General features: G+C 62.7%; 23 protein-coding genes. 12 read left to right on the top strand and 11 right to left on the bottom strand.

Annotated features, from left to right (window positions below):
* Positions 1 to 52 precede the first annotated feature (52 nt).
* Both Q0687_RS22020 and Q0687_RS22015 read right to left on the bottom strand, forming a co-directional pair.
* Entirely contained in the window at positions 53 to 910 is an 858-nt protein-coding gene (locus Q0687_RS22020) for a prephenate dehydratase (RefSeq protein WP_298881268.1), read from the bottom strand.
* Positions 911 to 931: 21 nt separating this feature from the next.
* Positions 932 to 1,672, bottom strand: coding sequence for a 3-deoxy-manno-octulosonate cytidylyltransferase (locus Q0687_RS22015; RefSeq protein ID WP_298881266.1), 741 nt, complete (start codon positions 1,670 to 1,672; stop codon positions 932 to 934).
* 218 nt (positions 1,673 to 1,890) lie between these two features.
* On the opposite strand from Q0687_RS22015, the gene Q0687_RS22010 reads away from it, so the two are divergent.
* The 7 genes from Q0687_RS22010 (at position 1,891) to Q0687_RS21980 (ending at position 12,558) form a co-directional block, all read left to right on the top strand.
* Positions 1,891 to 2,445: a c-type cytochrome gene (locus tag Q0687_RS22010; protein ID WP_298881264.1), complete on the top strand. Its 555-nt coding sequence runs from the start codon at positions 1,891 to 1,893 to the stop codon at positions 2,443 to 2,445.
* A gap of 211 nt (positions 2,446 to 2,656) precedes the next feature.
* Entirely contained in the window at positions 2,657 to 4,567 is a 1,911-nt protein-coding gene (locus Q0687_RS22005; protein WP_298881262.1) for an extracellular solute-binding protein, read from the top strand.
* A gap of 14 nt (positions 4,568 to 4,581) precedes the next feature.
* Positions 4,582 to 6,468 carry an extracellular solute-binding protein gene (locus tag Q0687_RS22000; protein ID WP_298881260.1) on the top strand — a complete coding sequence of 629 codons (1,887 nt, stop codon included), beginning with the start codon at positions 4,582 to 4,584 and terminating at the stop codon, positions 6,466 to 6,468.
* Positions 6,469 to 6,470: 2 nt separating this feature from the next.
* Positions 6,471 to 7,580 carry a microcin C ABC transporter permease YejB gene (locus Q0687_RS21995; RefSeq protein ID WP_298881257.1) on the top strand — a complete coding sequence of 370 codons (1,110 nt, stop codon included), beginning with the start codon at positions 6,471 to 6,473 and terminating at the stop codon, positions 7,578 to 7,580.
* Entirely contained in the window at positions 7,580 to 8,758 is a 1,179-nt protein-coding gene (locus tag Q0687_RS21990; RefSeq protein ID WP_298881253.1) for an ABC transporter permease, read from the top strand. Before Q0687_RS21995 ends, Q0687_RS21990 begins: the two co-directional genes overlap by 1 nt.
* Before the next feature lie 7 nt (positions 8,759 to 8,765).
* Positions 8,766 to 10,403 (top strand): ABC transporter ATP-binding protein, encoded by a 1,638-nt coding sequence (locus tag Q0687_RS21985; RefSeq protein WP_298881248.1) that lies wholly within the window; start codon positions 8,766 to 8,768, stop codon positions 10,401 to 10,403.
* A 1,369-nt stretch (positions 10,404 to 11,772) separates the two neighbouring features.
* Positions 11,773 to 12,558, top strand: a complete 786-nt coding sequence (locus Q0687_RS21980) for a transglycosylase (protein ID WP_298881247.1) — start codon at positions 11,773 to 11,775, stop codon at positions 12,556 to 12,558.
* Between the two features lie 103 nt (positions 12,559 to 12,661).
* On the opposite strand, the gene Q0687_RS21975 is transcribed toward Q0687_RS21980, so the two are convergent.
* From Q0687_RS21975 to Q0687_RS21960, 4 genes are all read right to left on the bottom strand, one after another.
* A complete protein-coding gene (locus tag Q0687_RS21975) occupies positions 12,662 to 13,762 on the bottom strand; it encodes a tetratricopeptide repeat protein (protein ID WP_298881245.1) in 1,101 nt (366 codons plus the stop codon).
* A 32-nt stretch (positions 13,763 to 13,794) separates the two neighbouring features.
* The gene (locus Q0687_RS21970) at positions 13,795 to 14,100 is read right to left on the bottom strand and encodes a hypothetical protein (protein WP_298881243.1); all 306 of its coding nucleotides are present in this window, start codon (positions 14,098 to 14,100) and stop codon (positions 13,795 to 13,797) included.
* Between the two features lie 250 nt (positions 14,101 to 14,350).
* Positions 14,351 to 14,668 (bottom strand): hypothetical protein, encoded by a 318-nt coding sequence (locus Q0687_RS21965; RefSeq protein ID WP_298881241.1) that lies wholly within the window; start codon positions 14,666 to 14,668, stop codon positions 14,351 to 14,353.
* A 148-nt stretch (positions 14,669 to 14,816) separates the two neighbouring features.
* Positions 14,817 to 14,987: an RNA polymerase sigma factor region1.1 domain-containing protein gene (locus tag Q0687_RS21960; RefSeq protein WP_298881238.1), complete on the bottom strand. Its 171-nt coding sequence runs from the start codon at positions 14,985 to 14,987 to the stop codon at positions 14,817 to 14,819.
* Between the two features lie 235 nt (positions 14,988 to 15,222).
* On the opposite strand from Q0687_RS21960, the gene Q0687_RS21955 reads away from it, so the two are divergent.
* Entirely contained in the window at positions 15,223 to 15,471 is a 249-nt protein-coding gene (locus tag Q0687_RS21955; RefSeq protein ID WP_298881235.1) for a hypothetical protein, read from the top strand.
* An 826-nt stretch (positions 15,472 to 16,297) separates the two neighbouring features.
* The gene (locus Q0687_RS21950; protein ID WP_298881233.1) at positions 16,298 to 17,044 is read left to right on the top strand and encodes a hypothetical protein; all 747 of its coding nucleotides are present in this window, start codon (positions 16,298 to 16,300) and stop codon (positions 17,042 to 17,044) included.
* Positions 17,045 to 17,155: 111 nt separating this feature from the next.
* Here the strand turns inward: Q0687_RS21950 and Q0687_RS21945 are convergent, their stop codons facing one another.
* Both Q0687_RS21945 and Q0687_RS21940 read right to left on the bottom strand, forming a co-directional pair.
* On the bottom strand, positions 17,156 to 17,998 hold the full coding sequence (locus Q0687_RS21945) for an NlpC/P60 family protein (protein WP_298881230.1): 843 nt from the start codon (positions 17,996 to 17,998) through the stop codon (positions 17,156 to 17,158).
* Positions 17,991 to 19,364 carry a leucyl aminopeptidase family protein gene (locus Q0687_RS21940; RefSeq protein ID WP_298881228.1) on the bottom strand — a complete coding sequence of 458 codons (1,374 nt, stop codon included), beginning with the start codon at positions 19,362 to 19,364 and terminating at the stop codon, positions 17,991 to 17,993. The genes Q0687_RS21945 and Q0687_RS21940 overlap by 8 nt, the downstream gene beginning before the upstream one ends.
* Positions 19,365 to 19,564: 200 nt before the next feature.
* Here Q0687_RS21940 and Q0687_RS21935 point away from each other — a divergent pair, with 200 nt between their 5' ends.
* From Q0687_RS21935 to Q0687_RS21925, 3 genes are all read left to right on the top strand, one after another.
* On the top strand, positions 19,565 to 19,768 hold the full coding sequence (locus Q0687_RS21935; RefSeq protein ID WP_298881225.1) for a hypothetical protein: 204 nt from the start codon (positions 19,565 to 19,567) through the stop codon (positions 19,766 to 19,768).
* 224 nt (positions 19,769 to 19,992) lie between these two features.
* Positions 19,993 to 21,555, top strand: a complete 1,563-nt coding sequence (locus Q0687_RS21930) for a metallophosphoesterase (RefSeq protein ID WP_298881223.1) — start codon at positions 19,993 to 19,995, stop codon at positions 21,553 to 21,555.
* Between the two features lie 71 nt (positions 21,556 to 21,626).
* The gene (locus Q0687_RS21925; protein ID WP_298881220.1) at positions 21,627 to 22,439 is read left to right on the top strand and encodes a tetratricopeptide repeat protein; all 813 of its coding nucleotides are present in this window, start codon (positions 21,627 to 21,629) and stop codon (positions 22,437 to 22,439) included.
* 131 nt (positions 22,440 to 22,570) lie between these two features.
* Here Q0687_RS21925 and Q0687_RS21920 read toward each other — a convergent pair whose 3' ends face one another.
* From Q0687_RS21920 to Q0687_RS21910, 3 genes are read right to left on the bottom strand one after another with little or no spacing between them, the layout of a single operon-like run.
* Complete coding sequence (locus Q0687_RS21920) at positions 22,571 to 23,545, bottom strand: type II secretion system F family protein (RefSeq protein ID WP_298881219.1); 975 nt, start codon at positions 23,543 to 23,545, stop codon at positions 22,571 to 22,573.
* Between the two features lie 9 nt (positions 23,546 to 23,554).
* Positions 23,555 to 24,532, bottom strand: coding sequence for a type II secretion system F family protein (locus Q0687_RS21915; RefSeq protein ID WP_298881216.1), 978 nt, complete (start codon positions 24,530 to 24,532; stop codon positions 23,555 to 23,557).
* A 16-nt stretch (positions 24,533 to 24,548) separates the two neighbouring features.
* Positions 24,549 to 26,012, bottom strand: a complete 1,464-nt coding sequence (locus tag Q0687_RS21910) for a CpaF family protein (protein ID WP_298881214.1) — start codon at positions 26,010 to 26,012, stop codon at positions 24,549 to 24,551.
* Between the last annotated feature and the right edge of the window lie 6 nt (positions 26,013 to 26,018).

The raw sequence follows: 26,018 nt of genomic DNA, 5'->3' as shown, positions 1-26,018 counted from the left end.
CCCGAATCAACTCCGTGCGACGGAATCAGAGATCGCTAATTAGGTACAGACCCTAATCCTGCGTCTCGCTGAAGGTCGCGCGGAAGGGATGGCCCGGATACACGCCGACAATACGGAATTCGCGCGAGAAGAACTTCAGCTCTTCGATCGCAAACGCCAGATCCTTGTCCTCGGGGTGTCCGTCCACGTCCGCGTAAAACTGCGTTGCGAAGAAATTGCCGTCGACCATGTAGCTCTCGAGCTTGGTCATGTTGACGCCGTTGGTGGCAAAGCCGCCGAGCGCCTTGTAGAGGGCGGCGGGCAGGTTGCGCACCCGGAATACAAAAGTGGTGACCAGCGGGCCCGACCCTGGCGTGGCCCATTTCGGCTCGCGTGCGAGCACCACGAAGCGCGTGGTGTTGTGAGCCTCGTCCTCGATGTCTTCGGCAAGAATGTCGAGGCCGTAGATCTGTGCGGCGAGGCGCGAGGCGATCGCGGCGACAGTCTTGTCCTTCCGCTCGGAGATGTCGCGGGCGCTGCCGGCGGTATCGGCGTGCACGATTCCCTTGATGCCAAGCTTGCGGATGATGCGGCGGCACTGGCCGAGCGCATGCACATGGCTCTCGACGGATTTGATGTCGGACAGCTTGGTGCCTTTGATCGCCATCAGCTGGTGGCGGACCGGCAAGAACCATTCGCCGATGATGAAGAGGCCGGAGGCCGGCAGCAGATGATGGATGTCGGCGACGCGGCCGGCGACCGAATTCTCGATTGGGATCATGCCGAGGTCGGCCTCGCCCGATGAGATCGCCGACAGGGCGTCCTCAAAGGTGGCGCAGGGCATCGGCTCGGCGTCGGGATAGGCCTCGACGATGGCGATATGGGAATTGGCGCCAGGTTCGCCCTGGAATGCGATCTTCATCTTGCTCATGACGGGCCTTGTAGCAGCGGCTCAGGATTTGGAAAGGATGCCGCGAGCGGTTTCGAGATCCGCCGGCGTGTCGACCCCGCGGGGGACGGTGTCGACGATGGTGAAGTCTATGCGCATCCCGGCTTCCAGGGCCCGGAGTTGCTCGAGCTTCTCCTGCAATTCCAGCGGCGAGGGCGGCAGCGAAACGTAGCGCTCCAGCGCCGCGCGGCGATAGGCGTAGAGGCCGATATGATGATAGCGCGGTCCGTCGCCGGTCGGCGCGGTCGCGCGGGTGAAATAAAGTGCGCGCATGCGCCTGCCGCCGAGCGAGGTTCCGATCGCCTTGACGACGCTCGGGGCGAGGTCCTCTTCCTCGGTGTGGATCTGCGAGGCCAGCGTGGCGATGTCCACCGCCGGATCCTCCAGCGGCGGCAGCACTTCGCGGATGTTTTCGACCGTAATGGTCGGGAAATCCCCTTGCAGATTGACCACGATCTCGGCTTTGCCGTCAGGATCGAGCTTCTGCATGGCCTCGTGGATGCGATCGGAGCCGGAGGGGTGCGTGGGGCTGGTCATCACCGCCTCGCCACCATGGGCGGACACGACATCAGCGATTTCGTCCGTATCGGTTGCCACCGCAACCCGGCCGATACCTGCAGCCACGGCTCGCCGCATCACGTGCACGATCATCGGCAGGCCTGCGATATCGGCGAGCGGCTTGCCGGGCAGGCGGGTGGCGGCCATGCGGGCTGGGATCAGCACCAGGATGCGGGGATCGATCATCGTTTAAGGGCCTGGAAACGGGACGTTTTCCGCACCGAGAAATCGGATGGGGACGGGCGGGAAGCCGGGTCGCTTATACGGGTTGCCAGAGCACGGGCAAACCGATATCTGAATGGCAAAACTCGGGGAAACAATCAGGAACGTTTGATTCTCCCGAGGCTCGTCCTGGCGGCCGCCCGGCCGCTAATTCCTTCTTGCGGTGTGGGGCCTGGCCGGAAATGGACTCTTTCGAACTCAACAAGATTCTCGGTGCGGTTCTCGGCACCTGTCTCATTCTGCTGGTGACGAGCTTCACCGCACAGGCGCTGTTTTCGCCCAAGATGCCGGAAAAGCCGGGCTTCGAGATCGCCGTGAAGGAAGAAGCCGGCGACAAGGGTGGCGCCCCCGCGGCCGCAGCCCCGTCAGAGCCGATTGAAAAGCTGCTCCAGACCGCCTCCGTCGAGAAGGGCGCTGCTGCCGCCAAGAAGTGCGGCGCCTGCCACACCTTCGAGAAGGGCGGCCCGAACCGGGTTGGTCCGAACCTCTATGGCATCGTTGACGACCATCGCGGCGAGGGCCGCAACGGCTTCAACTTCTCGGCCGCGATGAAGGCCAAGGGCGGCACCTGGACTGTCGATGATCTTAACAAGTTCATTGCCAATCCGAAGGGCTTCATTCCCGGCACCGCGATGGGCTTCGCCGGTATCCCGAAGGACTCGGAGCGCGCCGACGTCATCGCCTATCTGAACAGCCTCTCCGACAGCCCGAAGCCGCTGCCGACCGCGGCGAAATAAGGCTTATCGGCAATCATTTTGGAATGTACGGCCAGGCCCAAAGCCTGGCCGTTTCCGTATCTTGACCTCGCGGCGTTGTTATCGGGGCGTTTGGCCGCATCTGAGAGGCCGTGCGGCCTTCCAAGATGAGGAAAAAGCAACATATTCCGTCGAAACCTCGCCTATATTGGGAACTTAAAGGAGTAGCCTCCTTCAAGACAGGGATGTTGATTTGGCCATCACGCGACGCGATCTCCTGCTCACCGGTGCGGCTGTTGCCGCGCTTCCCGCCATCGGCTCCGTCGCGGGCGTTCCCGTCGTCGGCGCGGCCGAGGCACAATCGACCGGTGAGCTGGCTTCAAATGCTCTTCCCTGGCGCCATGCGCTGTCGCTGTTCGGCGACATCAAATATCCCGCCGACTTCAAGCGCTTCGACTACGTCAATCCGGATGCGCCTAAGGGCGGCGTCGCACGCCTGATCTCGCTCGGCACGTTCGATAATTTCAACATCGCAGTTGCCGGCATCAAGGGCTCGCTCGCGCCGGCCGCGGCGCTGATCTACGAAACGCTGATGGCGCGTGCCCAGGACGAGGTCGCCACCGAATATGGCGAGCTTGCCGAATCCGCGCAGCACCCGGACGATTTTTCCTGGGTTACGTATCGCTTGCGGAAGGAGGCGCGCTGGCACGATGGCAAGCCGGTGACGCCGGAGGACGTGATCTTCTCGCTGGAATCGCTGAAGAAGCTCAGCCCGATGTATGCCTCTTACTACCGCCATGTGACGAAGGTGGAGAAGAGCGGCGAGCGCGACGTCAAGTTCACCTTCGATGCGCCCGGCAATCGCGAGCTGCCCACCATCGTCGGCGAGCTGACGGTGCTGCCGAAGCATTGGTGGGAAGGCAGTGACGCCCAGGGTCGCAAGCGCGACATCGGCGCGACCACGCTGGAGCCGCCGCTGGGTTCCGGTCCATACAAGATCAAGGAATTCGTCGCCGGCCGCTCGGTCAAGCTCGAGCGCGTCAAGGACTATTGGGGCGCCAACGTTCCCAGCCAGATCGGCCAGAACAATTTCGACGAGCTGCGCTTCGAGTTCTTTCGCGACAACCTCGTTGCGCTGGAAGCCTTCAAAGCCGATCAGGCCGACTGGATCGCGGAAAACTCGGCGAAGCAGTGGGCCACGGCCTACGATTTCCCGGCGGTGGCCGAGAAGCGCGTGCTCAAGGAAGAATTTCCGATCAACGATTCCGGTCGCATGCAGGCCTTCGCCTTCAACATCCGCCGCGACCAGTTCAAGGACGCGCGGTTGCGTCGTGCTTTCAACTACGCCTTCGACTTCGAGGAGATGAACAAGCAGCTCTTCTACGGTCAGTACAAGCGCATCAACAGCTATTTCGAGGGAACCGAGCTTGCGTCCTCCGGCCTGCCGCAGGGACAGGAGCTCGAGATTCTTCAGGCCGTGAAGGACAAGGTGCCGCCGGAGGTCTTCACCACGGCCTACCAGAATCCGGTCGGCGGCAACCCGGAAGCGGTGCGCGCCAATCTGCGCGAGGCAGCGAAGCTGCTCAAGGAAGCCGGCTTCGAGGTGAAGGACCACAAGCTGGTCGACAGCGCCGGCAAGCCGCTTTCGGTCGAGATCCTGGTGCAGGATCCGTCGTCGGAGCGTATCGCGCTGTTCTACAAGCCCTCGCTGGAGCGCATCGGCGTCAGCACCTCGATCCGCGTCGTCGACGATGCGCAATACCAGAACCGGCTGCGCAGCTTCGATTTCGACATCATCATCGATCAATGGGGCGAGTCGCTCTCGCCCGGCAACGAGCAGCGCGAGTTCTGGGGCTCGCAGGCCGCCGACATGCCGGGTGCGCGCAACACCATCGGCATCAAGAATCCCGCGGTCGATGCGTTGATCGAGAAGGTGATCTACGCCAAGGATCGCGGTGAGCTGGTCGCCGCAACCCACGCGCTCGATCGCGTGCTGCTGTGGAATTTCTATCTCGTGCCGCAATTCACCTACGGCTTCACGCGCTACGCCCGCTGGGACCGCTTCAGCCATGCCGAGCCGCTACCGAAATACGGAAGGTCCGGCCTGCCGACGCTGTGGTGGTACGACGCTGACAAGGCGGCGCGGATCGGAAAACGCTCTTGAGGAAGCAATTGTGCATGGCGCAGCTTTCACGCCGGCATGTGCTGGTCCTCGGTGTCGGCGGTGCAATCAGCGCTGCCGCACTGCGAAGCGCAGCGGCGTCCGAGGGGCCCAGCGAGGCCCACGGCATCTCGGCCTTCGGCGATCTCAAATATGGCGCCGACTTCCACCATTTCGACTACGTCAATCCCGTCGCGCCGAAGGGCGGGACGTTTTCGCTGATCCCGTCGGTGCGCGGCTACAATCAGTCCTATTTCACCTTCAACTCGCTCAACGCCTTCGTCCTGAAGGGCGAGGGCGCGCAAGGCATGGACCTGACCTTCGCCACGCTGATGGCGCATGCCGGCGACGAGCCCGACGCCATGTACGGCTCTGCCGCGAAGTCGGTGCAGATCTCTCCCGACAAGCTCGCCTATCGATTCACGATGCGGCCCGAGGCGAAGTTTCACGACGGCACCAAGCTGACCGCGCAGGACGTCGCGTTCTCGATCAACGTGCTGAAGGACAAGGGGCATCCGCTGATCCAGATCCAGATGCGCGACGTCAAGGGCGCCGAGGCGCTCGACGATGCCACCGTGGTGGTGCATTTCGCCGAGAAGCGCGCGCGGGACGTGCCGCTCTACGTGGCGGCCCTTCCGATTTTCTCCAAGGCCTATTACGCGAGCCGCGCTTTCGACGAGACCACCACGGACACGCCGCTGGGTTCGGGCCCCTACAAGGTCGGCAAGTTCGAGATCAACCGCTTCATCGAGTTCGAGCGCGTCAAGGACTGGTGGGGCGCTGACCTGCCGGTCTGCCGCGGCAGCAACAATTTCGACGTGATCCGCTACGAGTTCTACCGCGACCGCGACGTCGCCTTCGAAGGCTTCACCGGCAAGAACTATCTCTATCGCGAGGAATTCACCTCGCGCATCTGGGCGACGCGTTACGACTTCCCGGCCATCAAGGACGGCCGGGTCAAGCGCGAGGAGGTGCCGGATCAGACACCTTCAGGCGGCCAGGGCTGGTTCCTCAACACGCGGCGGGACAAATTCAAGAGTCTCAAGGTGCGCGAAGCGCTGAACTATGCGTTCGACTTCGAATGGACCAACAAGACCATCATGTACGGCGCTTACGCCCGCACGCGCTCGCCGTTCCAGAATTCTGATCTCGTCGCCGAGGGGATGCCGTCGCCCGAGGAATTGAAGCTGCTCGAGCCCTTCCGCGGCCAGGTGCCCGATGAAGTCTTCGGCGAGCCGTCCGTCCCGCCGGTGTCCGACGGCTCGGGGCAGGACCGTGCGCTGCTTCGCAAGGCACAGCAATTGCTCCAGGAGGCGCAGCTTCCGATCAAGGACGGCAAGCGGCTGCTGCCGAGCGGCGAGGTCTTCAGCATCGAGTTCCTGACCGACGAGGCATCGTTCCAACCGCACCACGCCTCGTTCCTCAAGAATCTGAACATGCTTGGGATCGACGCGAATCTGCGTCTCATCGATGCCGTTCAGTATCGTGCCCGCGTCGAATCCTTCGATTTCGACGTCGCCATCAACCGCCTGAGCATGTCGGCTACTCCCGGCGACAGCCTGCGTACCTACTTCACTTCGCAAGCTGCCGCGACGAAGGGATCCTACAACCTGGCCGGCGCATCCAGTCCCGCGCTCGATGCGCTGGTCGAGAAGGCGATGGCGGCCGAGACGCGCAATGATTTGACAATCGCCTGCCGTGCGATCGACCGAGTCTTCCGCGCGGGCCGCTACTGGGTGCCGCAATGGTACAATACCAGCCACCGGCTGGCATATTGGGATGAGTTCGCTCATCCCGCGAACCTGCCGCGCTATAACCTCTCCGACTACACGAGCGGCGTCGGGGAGCGAACCTTGTGGTGGTACGACGCCTCCAAGGCCGCCAAGCTCGAGCAGGCGAAATAATCATGAGCGCCTATATCGCCCGCCGCATCCTCCTGATGATTCCGACGCTGCTCGGAATCCTCTTCGTGTCTTTCGTCGTCGTGCAGTTCGCGCCGGGCGGCCCGGTCGAGCGCGTCATCGCGCAGTTGTCGGGCGCCGACACCGGCGGCAACTCCCGCATCTCGGGCGGCGGCGATTTTGCCCAGCGCGCGCCGGGGCAGCTCGGGGCGGGCGGCGATGCGATCAATTCGAAGTATCGCGGCGCGCAGGGCCTCGACCCTGATTTCATCAAGAAGCTGGAAGTGCAGTTCGGCTTCGACAAGCCGGCGCCGGAGCGCTTCGCGCTGATGGTGTGGAACTTCGCCCGCTTCGATTTCGGCAAGAGCTATTTCCGCGATGTCAGCGTGATCCAGCTGATCAAGGAGAAGCTGCCGGTCTCGATCTCGCTCGGCATCTGGCTGACGTTGATCACCTATCTGATCTCGATTCCCTTGGGCATCCGCAAGGCGGTCAAGGACGGCACGCGCTTCGACACCTGGACCTCGGCGGTGATCATCGTCGGCTTTGCGATCCCGGGCTTCCTGTTCGCGATCCTGCTGATCATCCTGTTCGCCGGCGGCTCCTTCTTCAACCTGTTCCCGCTCCGCGGTCTGACTTCGGACGGTTGGTCGCAATTCCCCTGGTACTGGAAGATCATCGACTATTTCTGGCACCTCACCTTGCCGCTGATCTCCATGGGGCTGAGCGCCTTCGCCACCATGACGCTGCTGACCAAGAACTCGTTCCTGGATGAGATCCGCAAGCAATATGTCATGACCGCGCGCGCCAAGGGCTGCAGCGAGAACCAGGTGCTCTACGGCCACATCTTCCGCAACGCGATGCTGATCGTGATCGCAGGCTTCCCGGGCGCCTTCATCCACGCCTTCTTCTCCGGCTCGCTGCTGATCGAGACGATCTTCTCGCTGGACGGGCTTGGCCTGCTCAGTTTCGAGAGCGTGCTCAACCGTGACTATCCCGTCGTGTTCGGCACGCTCTACATCTTTTCGCTGGTCGGTCTCGTGGTCAACCTGATCTCCGATCTGACCTATATGTGGATCGATCCCAGGATCGATTTCGAAGCACGGGAGGTCTGATGACGCTGACCGCCCCGAACCCGATCGAAACCACCACGACGTCGCCGCTCGGTGAGGCCGTCCCTGCCACGCGCAAGCCGTTCGCACCATCGCCGCTGAACAAGCGGCGTTGGGAGAACTTCAAGGCGAACCGGCGCGGCTACTGGTCGTTCTGGATCTTCATGGTCCTGTTCGTGGTGTCGCTGTTCGCCGAGCTGATCGCCAACGACCGGCCGTTCATGATCAAATATGACGGCCATCTCTATTGGCCGGCCTTCGTCACCTATTCCGAGACGACGTTTGGCGGCGACTTCGAAACCGCGGCGGATTATCGCGATCCGTACTTGCAGAAGTTGATCAAGGACAAGGGCGGTAGCATCGTCTGGCCGCTGATCCGCTATTCCTACGACACCCACAACCTCGATCTGCCGACGCCGGCGCCGTCGCCGCCGACCTGGATGCTGACGGAAGCGCAGTGCAAGCCGGTGGTCGAGAAGAAGGGCCTGAAGAGTTGCCGCGACCTCGAATATAATTGGCTAGGCACCGACGATCAGGGCCGCGACGTCGTGGCGCGGCTGATCTACGGATTCCGCATCTCGGTGCTGTTCGGCCTCTGCCTCACCATCGTCTCCTCGATCGTCGGCGTCGCCGCCGGCGGTATCCAGGGCTATTTCGGCGGCTGGATCGACCTCACCTTCCAGCGCTTCATCGAGGTCTGGACCGCGATCCCCTCGCTCTATCTGCTGCTGATCCTGTCGTCGGTGCTGGTGCCTGGCTTCTTCGTGCTGCTCGGCATCTTGCTGTTGTTCTCATGGGTGTCGCTGGTCGGTCTGGTGCGCGCCGAGTTCCTGCGCGGACGAAATTTTGAATACATCCAGGCGGCGCGTGCGCTCGGCGTGTCGAACGGGGTGATCATGTTCCGGCATTTGCTGCCCAACGCGATGGTCGCGACCATGACGTTCTTGCCGTTCATCGTCTCCTCTTCGGTGATGACGCTGACGGCACTGGACTTCCTCGGCTTTGGCCTGCCGCCCGGCTCGCCCTCGCTCGGCGAACTGCTGTCGCAAGGCAAATCCAATGTGCAGGCGCCGTGGCTCGGCTTCACCGGCTTCTTCTCGGTTGCGATCATGCTGTCGCTGCTAATCTTCGTCGGCGAAGCCGTGCGCGACGCCTTCGATCCGCGCAAGACGTTCAAGTGAGGGCGTGATGGACGCGATCAACCAGCCTCTGCTTGCCGTGCGCGACCTTTCGGTAGCCTTTCACCAGGGCGGCAACACGACGCTCGCGGTCGACAAGGTCTCGTTCCAGATCAAGCGCGGCGAATGCGTCGCGCTGGTCGGCGAATCCGGCTCCGGCAAGTCGGTCAGCGCGTTGTCGATCCTGAAGCTGCTGCCCTATCCCAGTGCCTCGCATCCCTCGGGCAGCATCCGTTTCAAGGGACAGGAGCTGATCGACCAGACGGAGCGAGAGATGCGCCAGATCCGCGGCAGCGACATCTCCATCATCTTCCAGGAGCCGATGACCTCGCTCAATCCGCTGCACACGATCGAGGCGCAGATCGGCGAGATCATCCAGCTGCACAATCCGACCAGCAACGCGGAGGCGCGCAAGCGGACGCTGGAGCTGCTGACGCAGGTCGGTATTCCCGAGCCGGAGACGCGGCTCAAGAGCTATCCGCACCAGCTCTCCGGCGGCCAGCGCCAGCGCGTGATGATCGCGATGGCGCTCGCCAACGAGCCGGATCTCCTGATCGCAGACGAGCCGACCACGGCGCTCGACGTCACCGTGCAGGCGCAGATCCTGGCGCTGCTCGCCGAGATCAGGTCGCGGCTCGGCATGAGCCTGCTCTTCATCACCCATGATCTCGGCATCGTGCGCCGCATCGCCGACACCGTCTGCGTCATGAAAGGCGGCGTGATCGTCGAGCAGGGACCGGTCGAGCAGGTCTTCAAGACCCCGAAGCATCCCTATACGCGCGATCTGCTCGCCGCCGAGCCGAAGCCGGATCCGGCACCGCCGCAGCCAAACGCGCCGGTGGTGATGGCGGCCGACGACCTGAAAGTGTGGTTTCCGATCAAGCGCGGCCTGATGCGCAAGACCGTCGGCCACATCAAGGCGGTCGACGGCGTCAGCGTCGCCGTGCGCAAGGGCGAGACGCTCGGGGTCGTCGGCGAGTCGGGTTCGGGCAAGACCACGCTGGGCCTGGCGCTGCTGCGATTGATCTCCTCGAACGGCCGTATCGTCTTCCTCGGAAAGGACATCCAGGGCCTGCGCTTCAAGGAGATGCGTCCGTTTCGGCGCGACATGCAGATCGTGTTCCAGGATCCGTTCGGCTCGCTCTCACCGCGCATGTCGGTCGCCGATATCATTGCCGAAGGCCTCTCGGTGCATCAGCCAAAGCTGTCGCGCGAGGAGCGCGAAGTTCGCGTGATCAAGGCGCTCGAGGATGTCGGGCTGAAGCCGGATACGCGCGACCGCTATCCGCACGAATTCTCCGGTGGCCAGCGCCAGCGCATCTCGATCGCGCGCGCGGTGGTGCTGGAGCCTGATTTCGTCGTGCTGGACGAGCCGACCAGCGCGCTCGACATGCTGCTCCAGGCGCAGATGGTCGATCTCCTGCGCGAGCTCCAGCGCAAGCGCGATCTCACCTACATGTTCATCTCGCACGATTTGCGCGTCGTCGCCTCGCTCGCGAGCCACCTCATCGTCATGCGCGGCGGCAAGGTGGTCGAGGAAGGCCAGGCGGCCGAGCTGTTCAAGAATCCGAAGACGGATTACACGCGTGCGCTGTTCGCGGCAGCGTTCCGGCTGGAGACGGCGGGCAACGGGGCGGTCGCGACATAGTCTCTTTCCGTCACCTCTCCCGAAGCGAGAGGTCGGTTCGCTCCTCGCGATGCATCGCAACCGAGTGTGCTCAGGGATCTCATGCGATCCTCAGGCGTCGTGCTGCTCTTGAAAGCGGCGCGTTCTCACTTAGTAAGGGTTGAGCACACTCTCGAGAAACTGCTCCTTTTCGCCAGGCGCGTAGCCCTGCGATGCACCGTAATATGGTTCCCTGTAGCCTTGGTAGTACGGTGCGGGCCCATAGTATCGACGCGGCGCATAGGCAAAACCCGATGCCCGGCCTGATGGGTACATGTGATGATGGGGGCGAAGCGCCGCGTGCCGGTGGTGCCCATGATGAACGGTCGCTGCGTTCGCGACCCCGCACAGGCTGATCAAAACGCTCAAGGCTAAAATCGAACGCATCGCCTACTTCCTCCAGGGAGTTCGCCCTGCCTGCTCAATCATTTCGATGATGGAGCGTTCCAAGGAGCGCGGCTCCTTAAGCCGCCTGCTTCCGAAACGGCGAGGAGAGCTTGTCCGGCGGCACGCTCGTCGCCTTGATGTTGGATTTGGTTTCGCTGGTCCGGTAGCAATTCGGGCAGTGAAACAGATGTGCGATGGTGGTTGAGCCAATCAAGGTCGAGCGCGTCCACCGCATTTCGACGTGGCAGTTTGGGCAGATTGGCTGCTCCAGTTCTTCCAGTGCTCGCTTAAGCCTGTCCACCACGCGGCAACCCGTTTCCTATCGCGTTACCTCTCAGTAGATGAGGGCATTCCAAAATTCAACTTCGGACGCACCGTTGCGGAACACTCAGGATCGTCCCTGTTCCACTACCGGAACACCGCATTTTCCCGGACTCCACAGTCTCGCGTAACTAGGTAGAAATACGTGGGCCGGGGCTGGCATTTCATCCCGATCAATCATTTCAACCGGCAAGGGGCTACCGCGAGGTGGCCCCTTTCGAATCCGGCTCCCGCAGCGGCAGATCAGGCGGCCAGCTGAGGTGGCGATGATGGGCAAGGCGGACCGTCTGCCCCTTTCACCACATTTAAACCATAAGATTCTACCAAGGGGACTTAACCACAGGCCGCAGGGAAACATGCGAACAGCCTTCATACAGAAGCCATCCGTGGACTTCGGGCAATGAAGGTTTGGCAGACCGGCTGCATCGTAATTGCCATCGCATGCGCGGGATTTTATCTGGCCGCCGGCAACAGACCGGTCGCGAGCGTGCCCGAAATCATGCCCGCAGCGGCAGCGAACATCGCGGCTCCAGCGGAGGTGGTGACGCCCGCATTGTACGCAGAGGCATCCGCCAGGCTTGCGGCAGCGCTTCGGGCAGACAGAGCAGAGCCGGCCCCGGTGACGTCAGCAGGGTCCGCGCCGTTGAGCGCCGGAACCGAAATCTCCGATGAACCCGTCGGGCCGAAATTGGCCTCGTTGGGACAGGATATCGTCCAGCCGCTGCCGGCAGCACGCGATGCGTCCGACGATGCCCCGAAAGCGGCGTCGACGCCGGATTTCCGTTATCTGGTCTATTACGTCTGGTCCGAACTGCCGCCGGCCGAGAAACCGGCGGAGACGGTCTTGCGTGCGTTCAAGGACATCCCGCTCGGAACGCCGCAGGAGGAGATCAAGCGCGTCTCAGATGCGTTTGGTCTCGATGTCAATTTCATGATGGCGGTGGCCAAGATCGAATCCGGTTTCAGCCCCACTCAACGGACCGGCTCCTATATCGGCCTGTTTCAGCTGAGCAAATACGAGTTCGGCAAGTTCGGCTCCGGGCAGATTCTCAATCCCAGGGACAACGCCGTAGCGGCCGCCTACAAGATCATCACCGAAGGCGTCCAGTTCGAGTGGATCACGCACCGCAAGCCTGACATGAGCGACCTTTACCTGATCCATCAGCAGGGCTGGGAAGGCGCTGCCGAGCACATCAGCCGGCCCGCTCGCCTCGCCTGGAAATCCATGTGCGCCACCGGCGAAGGCAAGGAGAAGGGCGAAAGGTGGTGCAGACGCGCGATCTGGGGCAATGCCCTTCCGGCGTTCAAGCGCAGCTGGAAATCGGTGGACAACGTGACGTCGGAGGCGTTCGTCGGCATGTGGCGTGGCCGGGTCGCCGAATTCTACACGAAATATGTGGCGGCCGCCGCTGCGGCGGCAAACCCGTAATTCGCGCCAGATCACCTGACGCATCCCCGCTGCTTTGGTGCGATGATCGCGGTCATCTGGGAACTGCTCCGAACAGTGCAGCCGACCGTCCGAAGCGCCCGATCTAACCCGCCGCATGCTTCTCCAGAGCCAGTGCGATCCTCTCCAGCGCTGCATTTCTCTGTTGCATGTCGACGACCTGTTGTTCGCAAACCTCGATCATTGTCTGCCCGCACGGCAGTCTGCGCGCGTACACGCCGGTTCGGCTGCAAAGCCAACCAATCACGGCCAGCAGGGCAAGGGTGGCGAGCCATAACAGCACAGGCCCCAGGCCAAAGTCCGCGATGGCGCGGCGGACATCGCCTCTGGACAGATACGCGCTGGCACGACCGCAATGAGCGTCGCTGTCGTCCGGATTGAGCGCGATCATCTGATCGTAGTCGGCGATGGCACGATCGAGATCGCCCTGGGCTTGATAAGCGTGCCCTCTGTAATAGTAGGCATCCCTGTATTGCGGATAGAGCGCGATCGCTTGGCTACAATCGGCGACGACGCGATCAAGGTCTCCCTTTCTGCTGTATCCGACACAGCGATTGTAGTAGCCGGCCGCATATTTCGGATACAGCGCGATCACATGGTCGTAGTCGGCGATGGCGCGATCGAGTTCGCCCTTGGCGAAGTAGGCGTTGCCTCGCAAGGTGAGGGTGGCATAGTTGTCCGCATCGAGCCGAAGGCTGTTGGTATAGTCGACGATGGCACGATCGTTGTCGCCCTTGGCCTGATAGGCTTGGCCGCGCTCGCCATATCCGACCCGCTTTCCATAGTCCGACAGGCCGCCTTCGAACGCCCGGTTCACATCCGCTATCGCCCGGTCGTAATCGCGCCGCTGGTTGTAGAGACGCGACCGGTTGAGCAGTGAGCTGACGGCGTTCGGTTCAAGCCGGATCGCCTCGTTATAGTCGTTGAGGGCGCGGTCGTCGCGATCGGCGAGGCTTGTCCAAAACCAGGTATAGCCACGCGCATGATACAAGCTGGACAGGCCCTGGTCGTCGTGGTTGCCGCTTTCGATCGCGCGGGTACAGGCGGCGATGGTTGCTTCAGCGACGTCCTTCGATCCGTGCAAGCAATCCTGTCGGTCGTCCGCCGCCGCGGGCCGGCTGACGACAGCGGCTGCTGCAAGTACCAAGGCAACCAGCCAAAAATGCGCGGAAATCACCGAGCGCATACGCCTCTCCCCATAAGGCACCGATCATCGCGCTAGCTGGCAGACGGCTTTTCGAGCGCCACCGCGATCCTCTCCAACAACGCGTTGGTTCGTTGGGTTTCCACGATCTGCTGCTCGAAGAGATCGACCCAGTTTGCTCCGGATGCTGCGCGCCCATTCCTGCGCGAAAACCAGATCCAAACGCCCACCAGCGCCAGGAACGGTAGCCAGGAAACGATCAGGCTCACCAGCCAGTACGGCACACCACCACGTGCTTGAAGCGAAAACCAGCCGACGAGAACGCCGACAAGAGCGATCCACACGACGACGGGCAGAAACCAAGAACGAGGCTTGGTCATTCCAGGCACGTTAGTCCCCCTTGGTTGGTCCGAGGAGATATATGCTATCATTGGTTGATGGCGCTTCCCATGCCCCTGCCTCTGCGGCCATCGAAACGTGGTTAGCCGTTTCTTTGCGGGACGCTTCAGCCGCAACGAAACGCTCGGTGCAAGCGCGTAGGATGGTTGTGCTTACGAAACCGATTGCGCCGGGATGTGCGTTCGTGGTCGAGTTCACATCTCGCCGTCAGGTCAAAATCAAAGCGAACTTTCAGGGGGTCGGTCTCGCCTTCATCAGAACGAACAGGTGAGAACCAGCGGCGATCAGCGAGAAGAGGACGATCCCCAATTCAGCACCATGCACATGCTGCGGCGCATAGGTCGAAGCCAACCAAATAAACAGCCGGACGGCCGCCATGAAGGCAATCATTCCCCACATCGCGAGCCATTTTGGAGCGTACCAAGTTGGTTCGCCGTTCGAGCTCCATTGCATAGCAACGCGCGCGCTTTCGATGCGCGGGCCAAGATAAAGATTTAAGCCGACGACCAACGCGATAGCGAAGCCAAAGACGTAGTCTGCCAGCACCATGCTTTCCGCCTTCCAAAACACCAGCCGAGACTATCCAAAGATAGAGAAGCAATCCAATCTTGTTCGGGCGGAACCATCGCGTCTACACCCTCATGGTTGCTGGTGGCTTTACCGGATGCGACGGCCGCTTCTGGCCCCGAAGCGGACCTCAATCTCCTTCAATCCAAATGCCTGCTCCGGTCAGAGCGTTAAGAATGCGTTCGATGTCTTTGGGATCCAGCATTGCACCATCACAAAGCTTATTCAGCTCATCGAAGGTAATCCTACCGTCCAGTTTACCGATCTCGACGGCTCGTCGAATAACTTCCGGCACGTTCATGATTTCTCCGTTTCAGCGGCCCCTATTATGTGGGGAGAGAACCGGATTCTCATCCTTCAGGATGATTTGCGCCCGCCGGATTTGGGAGTAGCCCGGACCCGAATGGCGGATCGCCTAGAGCCGCCGCTTGGTCCGAAGCGGACAGGCGGTGGTCGCTATAATTTGAACTCTATCCTTCATGTGTGCGCAAGCGTGCTCGGCTATAGTGGTTATGGGGTAAATAGGACGCTCGCCCATGCCGAAGTGGCTTGTTGTGATTGTCGCCCTGCTTGCTGCTGCGGCTTACATCCCTCAGGTCCGCAACGGGGTCATTCAGTGGCTTAAGGCGCACCCTGCGTTTATTGGCCCAGTCTTGACCGTGATTGGAATAGCGGCGGTTTTGTATCTGTTCATTGATCCCACCACTGTTCTATTCTTGGGAGCCGTGGCGGTGGTCTCCGGTCTAGCCGCATTGTTTGACCCGAAAATGTATTCGAGCCGATGAGACCCTCATATGAACGACACCTCGCGACCCTTGGAGCTTCGTACAGCGAGTTACTTCTGTCGGCACTACAGGGGTGCGCTAAGGGAGAGTGGGGTCTCTTCGGCTCGTACGAACGAGTTGGTTTGCGCGACCCCGCACGGGAGGAGCTGCTTGAACTAGGCTCCAAAAACGAGCACCTGCGCCACAAGCGCGGCCTCGAACTCATCCAGCTCCATGAGCGGTTGCTACTGATGGGCTCTCGCCTATCAAACACTCCGGGTGAGCCGAAATTGGCTCAACGCTGGTTGGACGAGCTGGCGTAGGCAATCGCGCGGTTAGGAGCCTAGCGGTAGGTGTTTATGAGTGAAAATCTCGACCTGGCCCAGCGATGCGCTCAGATTTCAAGGACGGCGAACGATGAAACTGTCCGGTCGATATTTTCCCGGATGTCTCAGCTGTATCATGAGTTGCACGAGCAGGAGGAGAGGCTTGTAGATTGGAAGAGGCAGCAGGGTCCTTCTTCAACATTAGATTTTATCTTCAAGAAACCTCAGGACTAGTCTAGCGCGGTTGGATCAGCCAGAGGTCTCCTTCTGTGAAGGGTTTCGGATGCCGGCCGCAGCCGTGACAGCGCGGCGTAATTCGGGCGGCCGGCGTCCGAAAGCCTCCAAGCGAGGACGCGGTCCGCTGCGCTGCATGTAGGCCGCAGCAGGATTGATCTACGTCAACGACCGATGGCGGGCACCAGTTTGTTGTCCGCAATGTGCAAGGCAAGCGTGGCGCAATGAATCGTCATTGTGCCTGTTGCCGACGTGTTTGCGCCATCCCGCATTTGGAAGGGCAACAGATGATTGAACTGCTGGTTACGCTGGGCTTGATCGTCGGGCTTGTCGCGTCTCATGAGCTTGGCTTTCGGCTGGGCTCCGCCAGCCGGTCAGCCGATGAACTACTGGATAGACAGCTTGTCCTCGTTAGGGCATCGACGGCCGCTCTCGTCGCGTTTTTGATCGGGTTTGCATTTTCGGGAGCAGCGTCGCGCTTCATTGACCGGCTCGATATCATCGTGAAAGAGGCGAATGCGCTCGGTACAGCTTACCTGAGGGCGGATGTCATCACCGAACCGCAGCGCACCGAACTGAAGGCCGCTCTGAAGGAGTACACGGCCGATCGTGTCAGGCTGCTGAGCCGCGAAGGTCGCGACCAGGTTGAGGCATTGCTTGGCAAGGTCGGTGGTCTACATGAGCGGATGTGGAAAGCGGCAACCAAAGGGACTCAGGGCGATGCGCCCTTGATGAGCGTCGTACTCCCTCCGATCAACGAAGTCATAGATCTACATTCGGAGCATCTCGCGATGGCGAGAAGACATCTTCCTGTTCCTATCATGGTGGTCCTTCTAGGGACGGCCGCAATTGGGGTGGGCATGATAGGATTCGGAAATGGTCGCATCGGCCGCCGTTTCTCTGCCCTCGATTCGGTTTATGGAGCCGTGCTCGCAGCGGCGCTATGGATGACGATTGATCTCGACTATCCGGGGATGGGTCTCATCAGGGTCAGCAATCGCGTGGTTGCAGAAACCTTGGCCACAATGAATTGACCCCGCGCCGTATCCCGCTTTGAACAAATTGTCGCTGGCCGAAAAACCTTGCACGTCCCCGCAAGCGAGGGCTTTGCCCAGGGATGTCTGGTCAAAGCAGACGCGCGCGGGCTACAGCCGCTTGATCGCGACCACCTCGCTGCCGGCCTTCTTGATCCGCGCGATCGCAGGCGCGATCGGCTCGATCACCGTTGCCATGTGATGCGCGTTGGCGTGAACCATCGTGGTGGCATCGCGGACGATGGCGACGTGGCCCTTCCAGAAGATCAGATCGCCGCGCAGCAGGCCGCGTTGTTCGTGCGGCTCCAGCGCGCGGCCGAGGCCTGTCTGCTGCATGTCGCTGTCGCGCGGGCAGCCGGTGCCGGCCGCCGTCAGCGAAACCTGAACCAGGCCGGAGCAATCGATGCCGAGGCTGCTCTTGCCGCCCCAGAGATAGGGCGTGCCGACGAAGCGTTCGGCAACCGCGACGAAGTCCTCCTCGCGATGGTCAAGCGGTGCGAGATGGGTTTTTGGGACGAACGTGCCCTCGCGCGTGACGGCGAACGCGCCATCCTCCCGCGTGATCGTGAGTTTCGTTCCCAGCACCAGCGTATGATCAGGCGGCAGCTTGATCGAGGGGCCGGGAAAGGCGAGTGTCCGCAGCGCCGTCACCTTGTGGGTCGGCGCGGCCGACGGCTTCATCAGCGCCGCGTCCGGCAGCCAGCCGACATAGCCGTCGCTGCCGAGCTGGCCCCAGGCCCAGCCCTCGGCGTTGCGATCGTAGATCGTGATCCGCTCGCCGCGCAGCGCTTCCGTCATCAGCATCGCGTTCGACGACGGCTGCTCGCGGATCGGCGCGACCGGCGCCACCACCTCGAACTCCTCGCCCGCGACGAAGCGATCCGCCTGCACTTGGCCTTCGAGATATTTCGCGGCGAGGTCGCCCCGCGCCGGCGTCAGCCTGATATCAAGCATAGCGCTCGCTCAGCACCTTGTAGATGGCACGGGCGGCCTGGCATTCGCCGCCCTCGGGCCGCGCGGGCTTGGCCGACGGCGTCCAGCCATAGATATCGACATGCAGCCAGCTCCTGGCCTGCTCGACGAAGCGTTGCAGGAACAGCGCGCAGGTGATCGAGCCGGCAAAGCCGCCCGACGGCGCGTTGGTGATGGTGGCCGTCTTGGAGTCCAGCCATGCATCGTAAGGTGGCCACAGCGGCATGCGCCACAAGGGATCGTTCTCCGCAACCGCGCAGCGCGCGACGTCGGCAGCCAGCGTCTCATCATTGGTGTAAAAGGGCGGTAAATCCGGCCCCAGCGCGACGCGGGCGGCGCCCGTCAGCGTGCCCAGATCGATCAGCAGCTCGGGCTTCTCCTCGTCGGCCAGCGCCAGTGCGTCGGCAAGCACGAGGCGGCCTTCGGCGTCGGTATTGCCGATCTCGACCGTGATGCCTTTGCGCGAGGTGAAGATGTCGAGCGGGCGGAAGGCATTGCCGGCGACCGCATTCTCGACCGCCGGGATCAGCACGCGCAGGCGCAGCTTCAGCCTGGCATCCATCACCATGCGCGCCAGCGCCAGCACGTTGGCGGCGCCGCCCATGTCCTTCTTCATGATCAGCATGCCGCTCGATGGCTTCAGGTCGAGCCCGCCGGTGTCGAAGCAGACGCCCTTGCCGACCAGCGTCACCTTGGGATGATCGGGGTCGCCCCAGGTGATGTCGATCAGCCGCGGCGCGCGATCCGAGGCCATGCCGACCGCGTGGATCAGCGGAAAGTTCTGTTCGAGCTCCTCGCCGATGGTGCAGGCGTAGCTGGCGCCGTATTCGGCGGCGAGGGCTTGCGCGGCGGTGGCCAGCTCGTCAGGGCCCATGTCGTTGGACGGCGTGTTGATGAGGTCCCGCGCCAGCATCGCGGCGTCAGCCATACGATCGATCTCGGCGGCGTCGACGCCGTCGGGCGGCACCAACAGGACATCGGGTCTCTCGTCCCTGCGGTAGCGGGCGAAGCGATAGCACCCGAGCGCGAAGGCAAGCGCGGCCAGTCGTGCATCGTGCGGTGCATTGGCAAACCGATAGGTGCCCGGCGGCAGCAGGCCGGGCAGGGCGCCGGGCCGGAACAGATCGCGCGACTTCGCGCCGTCGTCCTCGAGGCCGAACAGGATTCGCGCGATCGTGCCGTCGGGCGCGGGCAGTGCGAGATAGCCGCCCGGCTTGGCGGTGTAGGCGCTCGCCACGGCGAACTGGCGTTGCGCCGACGGCAGCGTCTCGCGCACGGCGTCCCAGCTCGATTTGGTGACGAAGGTGATCGGGATGGCAGACGAGGACGTCTCGAAGACGGAAGGCATTGGCGGGCTCGGAGGTCATTCTGATAGAGGAGATTTCGCAGAGTTTGGTCACCTCTGCAATCGGCTTTGCGGTCACCGTCGGTGAGCCGCTACTCGCAGAGAGGGAGCCGTGCTAGGTTCCGACAGCGGTTGCCAAGCAGATTATCACGGGCGCAGAGAACGCCCGTGACCGACGACAATGCGTGCCGGGAGGAATTGCGATGGAATTTGTGTGGAGTGGGATCACATTCATCGGCCAGGCCATCGAGGCGGTCTTCGGCTATGTCGAGCATCACCATTGGGTCTTCGCGTTCCTGGCCGGCGGCTACGTCTTCTATCTCCACGATCGTTCGGTCCACGCGCGGTTCGACGCGATCGACAAGCGCATAGATGAAATCCGCAAGCGTCTCGCCGTCGAATATTGATCGGACCTTCCGAAACGCTTCCCGTCCGGCGCTCGTATCTCCCTCGAGGAACTGCCGTTCACGCCTGCCGCTGCGGCAGGGCTTTACTAGCGTTTCGGTTGTGGCATTATCGACTGATGTTTTAGGTTGCGTGATGCGTCTCTGCACGTGTGCGAGCGCAACGGCGCCGTTGATGCCCGGTCGATATCGATCGGGATTTTTTACCTGATTGAACTCTTCGTCGTTTGCATTTCTCTCAATCGTTTGGGCGACCCAGCTTTCGCATTGAACGGCGCAGAATGGATAGATCGTTCGTCATTGCGCAGATCTCCGACCTGCATCTGGATGGGTCAGGCCGGCTGCTTCCGACAATCGAGGCGCTCACTGCCGCGCTGCGCGAGCGAATGGCGGATTTTGCCGATGTTCCCGATCGCGTCCTGCTGATCACGGGCGACATCGTGGATGATCCGACGCCGCGTTCGCTCGAGGAAGCGGTCGCGGTCATCGCGTCGTTGCGGCAGACCGGCCTGTTCACCGACATCCAGGCCGTTGCCGGCAATCACGATGCCAAGCGTCCGAGCCAGCGTGGCGGCCGGCACGACGCTTATGACTATTTGCACCTGCCGCGGACCTCGAAGAACGTCTACTATCGTCAGGCTGGCCTCGACTTGATGCTGCTCGATTCCAACAACGCCAGCCTGACGGCGCTCGCGAGCGGCAATGTCGACGAGCGGGCCTATCATGGGTTGGTCGCGCAGTCTGCCCGGCTCAGCGTCGAGCTCGCAGGGGCCTTGGGTTCAGCCGGACGGGCGGATTATTCCGAGCCAGCGGAGAACCTGGTGCGTGTGCTGGCGCTGCATCATCATCCGCTGCCGCAGGCGACGGGCGAGGGCAAGCGGTTCCTCGGCGCGGCCGACGAGCCGCTGATGTATCTCGCCGCGCCCGCCACCTTCCTCGAAGCGGCGACGTCACTCAATGTCACCATGGTCCTGCACGGGCACCGGCATGTCGAAGGGCTCACGCGCTATTCGATTCCCGATCCGCGCGCGACGCGAAGCCTGGGCGAGGATTTCTGGCGCACGATCTACGTGCTGTCCTGTCCGTCCTCGACCGGGCAGGGCGGCGACGATGCCGGCTTCAACATCATCCATTTCGGCTCCCTGCCCGCGACGGAACAGCCCGAATACCGGATCACAATCGCCCGCTATTCGCGGCCGCGCAAGGATGGCGCCTTCAGCCCGCTCGATTCGAACATGCCGGACGGGCGCATCAGCCTTCCGGTCGGTCGAGATTTGTCCCGCGATCCCGCCATTCAATCGGCGATCGAGATTGCTTCATGCGCGTCGCTGAACTGGGATCAGGTGCTGCCGTTCGCTCACCGATTGCTGTCGCGCCCCGCTTTCCATGATGACGAAGGGCAGAGCTGGGCGGATCGTCTCTACGTCTACCTCGTGACGTCCCATGCCCTGGCCGATCTCGATCGCCGGCTCGACAGGTCTGCACAGAGGCGCCACGTCGCGGCGCTTGCCGAAGTGGGAGCCTTGCTGCGCGAGTTGATCGGACTATCCGCCGAAATGCTCGATATCGACCGCGCCACGCTCGACGAGCTCCGTGCCGTCAGGCTGATCAACCGTGACGACCTCGAGCGCCGATGGCCAGCGCTGCCGCGCGAGGGTGTCGACGTCGAGGGGAGGGCGCGGCAGCGGCTGCATCTGCTGCGGGACATGAATGATCAGGTGAAGCTGCTCGGTCTGGACCTCGGTCTCGGCGGTGAGGCGCCGCCGCAGGGCAGCATAGCTCCCCGTTAACCGGCCATTAGGGTTAACAGTCTATTGCTGGCGCGTTCGGCTCGATCAATCCGCTCGAGAGTCAAAGCGTCATGCGTCAACGGTTCCGTCCTGTCCGGCTTCTTGCGTCCGCATCACTGATCGCGCTGGCGGCCGCGAGCCTCTGCGGCTGCACGGCAATGTCCAAGCTCTCCGACGTCACCGGCTCGATCGGGCCGAGGGCGGAGGCAGCTCCAGCCGATCCGGCGCGCGCCATCGAAGCCTATGGCGAGCGCTATCGTGCCAATCCGAAGGATGCCGACGCGGCGCTGGTCTATGGCCAGGCCCTGCGCGCCAACGGGCAGCAAGCCCAGGCCGCGGCCGTGCTGGAACAGGCGACGATCGCCAATCCCGGCAACAAGGCGCTGCTGGCCCAATATGGCCGCGCGCTCTCCGACGTCGGCAATTTCCAACAGGCCTTCGACGTGCTGTCGAAGGCGCATTCGCCCGACAATCCGGACTGGCGCCTGCTGTCGGTGCAGGGCACTTGCCTGGACCAGATGGGTCGCCACGACGAGGCGCGCGCCTATTATGCGAGCGCGCTGAAGATCGCGCCTGGTGATCCCGGCGTGCTTTCCAATGTGGGCCTGTCCTACATGCTGTCGCGGGACCTGCCCAAGGCGGAAGAAGCGCTGCGGCAGGCTTATGCATCGCCGCGGGCGAGCTCGCGGGTGCGGCAGAATCTCGGCCTGGTGGTCGGCCTCCAGGGCCGCTTCGCGGAAGCCGAGACCATCGTGAAGGCGGACCTGCCGCCCGACCAGGCCGCGGCGAACGTCGCCTATCTGAAGGAGATGCTGAGCCGCAACAATGGTCCGCGCGGCGCGCCCAAGCGCACCCCGGTCGCATCCCTCAGCCAGCCCGACTGATCCGCCGCCTCTGGCGTGATGGTCTGAATTTCATCTGATAGGTCCGACGCTTAAGGCGATCCACATGACAGCCAGCCGGCACACGCCGGCTACTGTGCATGGGGTTGTTTTCGCTCTTTTGCCGTGAGGCGTCAGTGCAGCTCGGAGATCTTGATGCCGGTCGGTCCGAGAATGACGACGAACAGCACCGGCAGGAAGAACAGGATCATCGGCACCGTCAGCTTCGGCGGAAGGGCCGCGGCCTTCTTCTCGGCTTCGTTCATGCGCATGTCGCGGTTTTCCTGCGCCATGACGCGCAGGGATTGGCCGAGCGGGGTGCCGTAGCGTTCCGCCTGCTGAAGCGCCAGACAGACCGACTTGACGCCTTCGAGCCCGGTGCGCTTCGCCAGGTTTTCATACGCGACCTTGCGGTCCTGCAAATAGGACAGCTCGGCGGTGGTCAGGGTGAACTCCTCGGACAGCGCGATCGACTGGCTGACGATTTCGGTGGCGACCTTGCGGAACGCCATTTCTACCGACATGCCGGACTCGATGCAGATCAGCAGCAGGTCGAGCGCATCGGGAAAGGCGCGCTTGATCTGGAGCTGGCGCTTGGAGATCGCGTTCTTCAGGAACAGCATCGGCGCCTGCAGGCCGAGATAGGCAGCGCCGACGCAGATGCCGATCTTGATCGGCATCGGGCGGTCCATATGGGCGATCAGGAATACGTAGGCGACCGAGCCGACGAACAGCACGACCGGGGCGACCAGGCGGGCGAACAGGAAGGTGACATAGGGCGCGTGGCCGCGATAGCCGGCCATGATCAGCTTGTCGCGCGCAGCCTCCTGCGCCAGCCATTTGGTGAGGTTGAAATCCTCGACCACCTTCGAGACGAGCTGTTTGGGTGTCTGGCGCAGCGTGACCTTCTCGTTCTTGTTGAGGCGCTCGCGCTCGCGCTGCCGGATGCGCTCGCGTTCACTCGCCACCGCCTTCATGCGTTTGGACAGGCCCTCGCCGGCGAACATCGGCATCACCAGCGTATAAACGGTGGCGCTGGCAGCGATGGCTGCCAGGAGCATGGTCATGAAGTGGGCGTCATGCAGTTTCGTAACGAGGAACTCGACCATGCGGCACCGTTAGAAATCGAAGTTGATCATTTTCTTCATCACCATGATGCCGATCGACATCCAGACGACGCAGCCGACCAGCATGAGCTGGCCGGTGGGATGGGTCCACAGCAGGGAGATGTAGCCAGGGGTCGTGAGATAGACGAGGAACATCACGATCGGCGGTAGCGAACCGATGATGCCGGCCGAGGCCTTGGCTTCCATCGACATCGCCTGGATCTTTTCCTTCATCTTCTTGCGGTCGCGCAGCACCTTGGAGAGGTTGCCAAGCGCTTCGGAGAGATTACCGCCCGATTTCTGCTGGATCGACACCACGATGCCGAAGAAGTTGGCCTCCGGCAGCGGCATGCGGTCATAGAGGCGTGAGCAGGCCTCGCCGAGCGGCATGCCGATCGCCTGCGTCTCGATGATGGACAGGAACTCGCTGCGCAAGGGCTCCGGTGCGTCGGCCGCGACGACCTTGATGGATTCGAACAGCGGCAGGCCGGCCTTGATGCCGCGGACGATGACGTCGACGGCGTCGGGAAGCGCTGCCAGGAACTTGTTCTCGCGACGCTTCTTCAGGAAGCCCAGTGCCCAGCGCGGCAGGCCCAAGCCGCCCGCGAAGGCGAGGCCGGCCGCTCCCAGCAGGCCGCCGCCGCCAAACAGCGCGCCGAAGAAGAACACGCCCGCCACGATGCCGGACACGATCCAGAATTTCTGCGTCGACCAGTCGAGCCCCGCCTGCGACAGCCGGATGTGAAGCGGAACGCTCTTCTCCTGTGCGCGCCTGGCCTCGAGATCCTTGAGCGAGCTCTCGACCTGCTCGCGGCGCGATCGTTGGCTTTTCTCCGCCTGCTTGGCCGCGGGCGCATCGGCGCGCCCGATCGAGGCACGGCGACTCTCGGCTTTCCGTTCGCCTGATAGCAGCGGATAGAGGAAGACCCAGGCGATGCCGCCGACAGCGGCGGTGGCGAGGAAGGCGAGGGCAAGGACCTGAATGTTCATGGCTGCGCCGGCCTGCTCACGTGTTCGGTTTCTTTTCCGCAGCGTCGAGCGCGGCGGCAAGGCGTTTCTCTTCGCCGTAATAGCGGGCGCGTTCCCAGAATTTCGGGCGACCAATGCCGGTCGAGCGATGCTGGCCGATGATCTTGCCGTTGGCGTCCTCGCCGACCAGGTCGTAGAGGAAGATGTCCTGCGTGATGATGGTGTCGCCTTCCATGCCCATCACCTCGGTGATGTGGGTGATGCGGCGCGAGCCGTCACGCAGACGCGCGGCCTGGACGATCACGTCGATCGAGGCGCAGATCATCTCGCGGATCGTTCGCGAAGGCAGCGAAAAGCCGCCCATCGTGATCATGGATTCGCAGCGTGACAGTGCTTCGCGGGGATTGTTGGCGTGCAGCGTCCCCATGGAGCCGTCGTGGCCGGTGTTCATGGCCTGGAGGAGATCGAACGCCTCCGGGCCGCGGACTTCGCCGACGATGATGCGTTCGGGACGCATACGCAGACAGTTTCTCACCAGCTCGCGCATGGTGACCTGGCCTTCGCCTTCGATGTTGGGCGGGCGGGTTTCGAGCCGCACCACGTGGGGCTGCTGGAGTTGCAGCTCGGCGGCGTCCTCGCAGGTGATGACGCGCTCGTCGTGCTCGATGTAGTTGGTGAGACAGTTGAGCAGCGTGGTCTTGCCCGAGCCGGTACCGCCTGAAATCAGCACGTTGCAGCGGACGCGCCCGATGATCTGGAGAATCTCAGCGCCCTCGGGCGAGATCGCGCCGAATTTGACCAGCTGATCCAGCGTCAGCTTGTCCTTCTTGAACTTACGAATGGTGAGCGCGGGGCCGTCGATCGCGAGCGGCGGGACGATGGCGTTGACGCGGGAGCCGTCGGCGAGGCGCGCGTCGCAGATCGGCGAGGATTCGTCGACGCGCCGGCCGACCTGGCTGACGATGCGCTGGCAGATGTTGAGGAGCTGCTGGTTGTCGCGGAAGCGGATACCGGTCCGCTGGATCTTGCCGCTGACTTCGATGAAGACCGTGCCGGCACCGTTCACCATGATGTCGGCGATGTCGTCGCGGGCGAGCAGCGGCTCGAGCGGGCCGTAGCCGAGCACGTCGTTGCAGATGTCGTCGAGCAGCTCTTCCTGCTCGGCGATCGACATCACGATGTTCTTGATCGCGATGATCTCGTTGACGATGTCGCGGATTTCCTCGCGCGCCGACTCGGAATCGAGCTTGGCGAGCTGGGCGAGGTCGATGGCCTCGATCAGCGCGCCGAAGATGGTCGCCTTGACCTCGTAATAGTTGTCCGAGCGGCGGGTTTCCATGGCCGGCGGCGGCCGGGACGGGGCGAGCGGCGGGGACGCGACTACCGGCGGGGGCGGCGCGCGCGACACCGTCGGCGCCGGAGCCGAGGCAGGCTCTGGCGACACGGCGCCGGGCTTGGGAGCCCGAAAGTCGGTGTCTGTTCCGCTACGCTTACCGAACACTTAACA

The sequence above is a fragment of the uncultured Bradyrhizobium sp. genome, assembly GCF_936928535.1.
Classification (GTDB): domain Bacteria; phylum Pseudomonadota; class Alphaproteobacteria; order Rhizobiales; family Xanthobacteraceae; genus Bradyrhizobium.
Note: the sequence above shows the minus strand (reverse complement) of the source record. Positions and strands in the feature narration are given on the sequence as shown.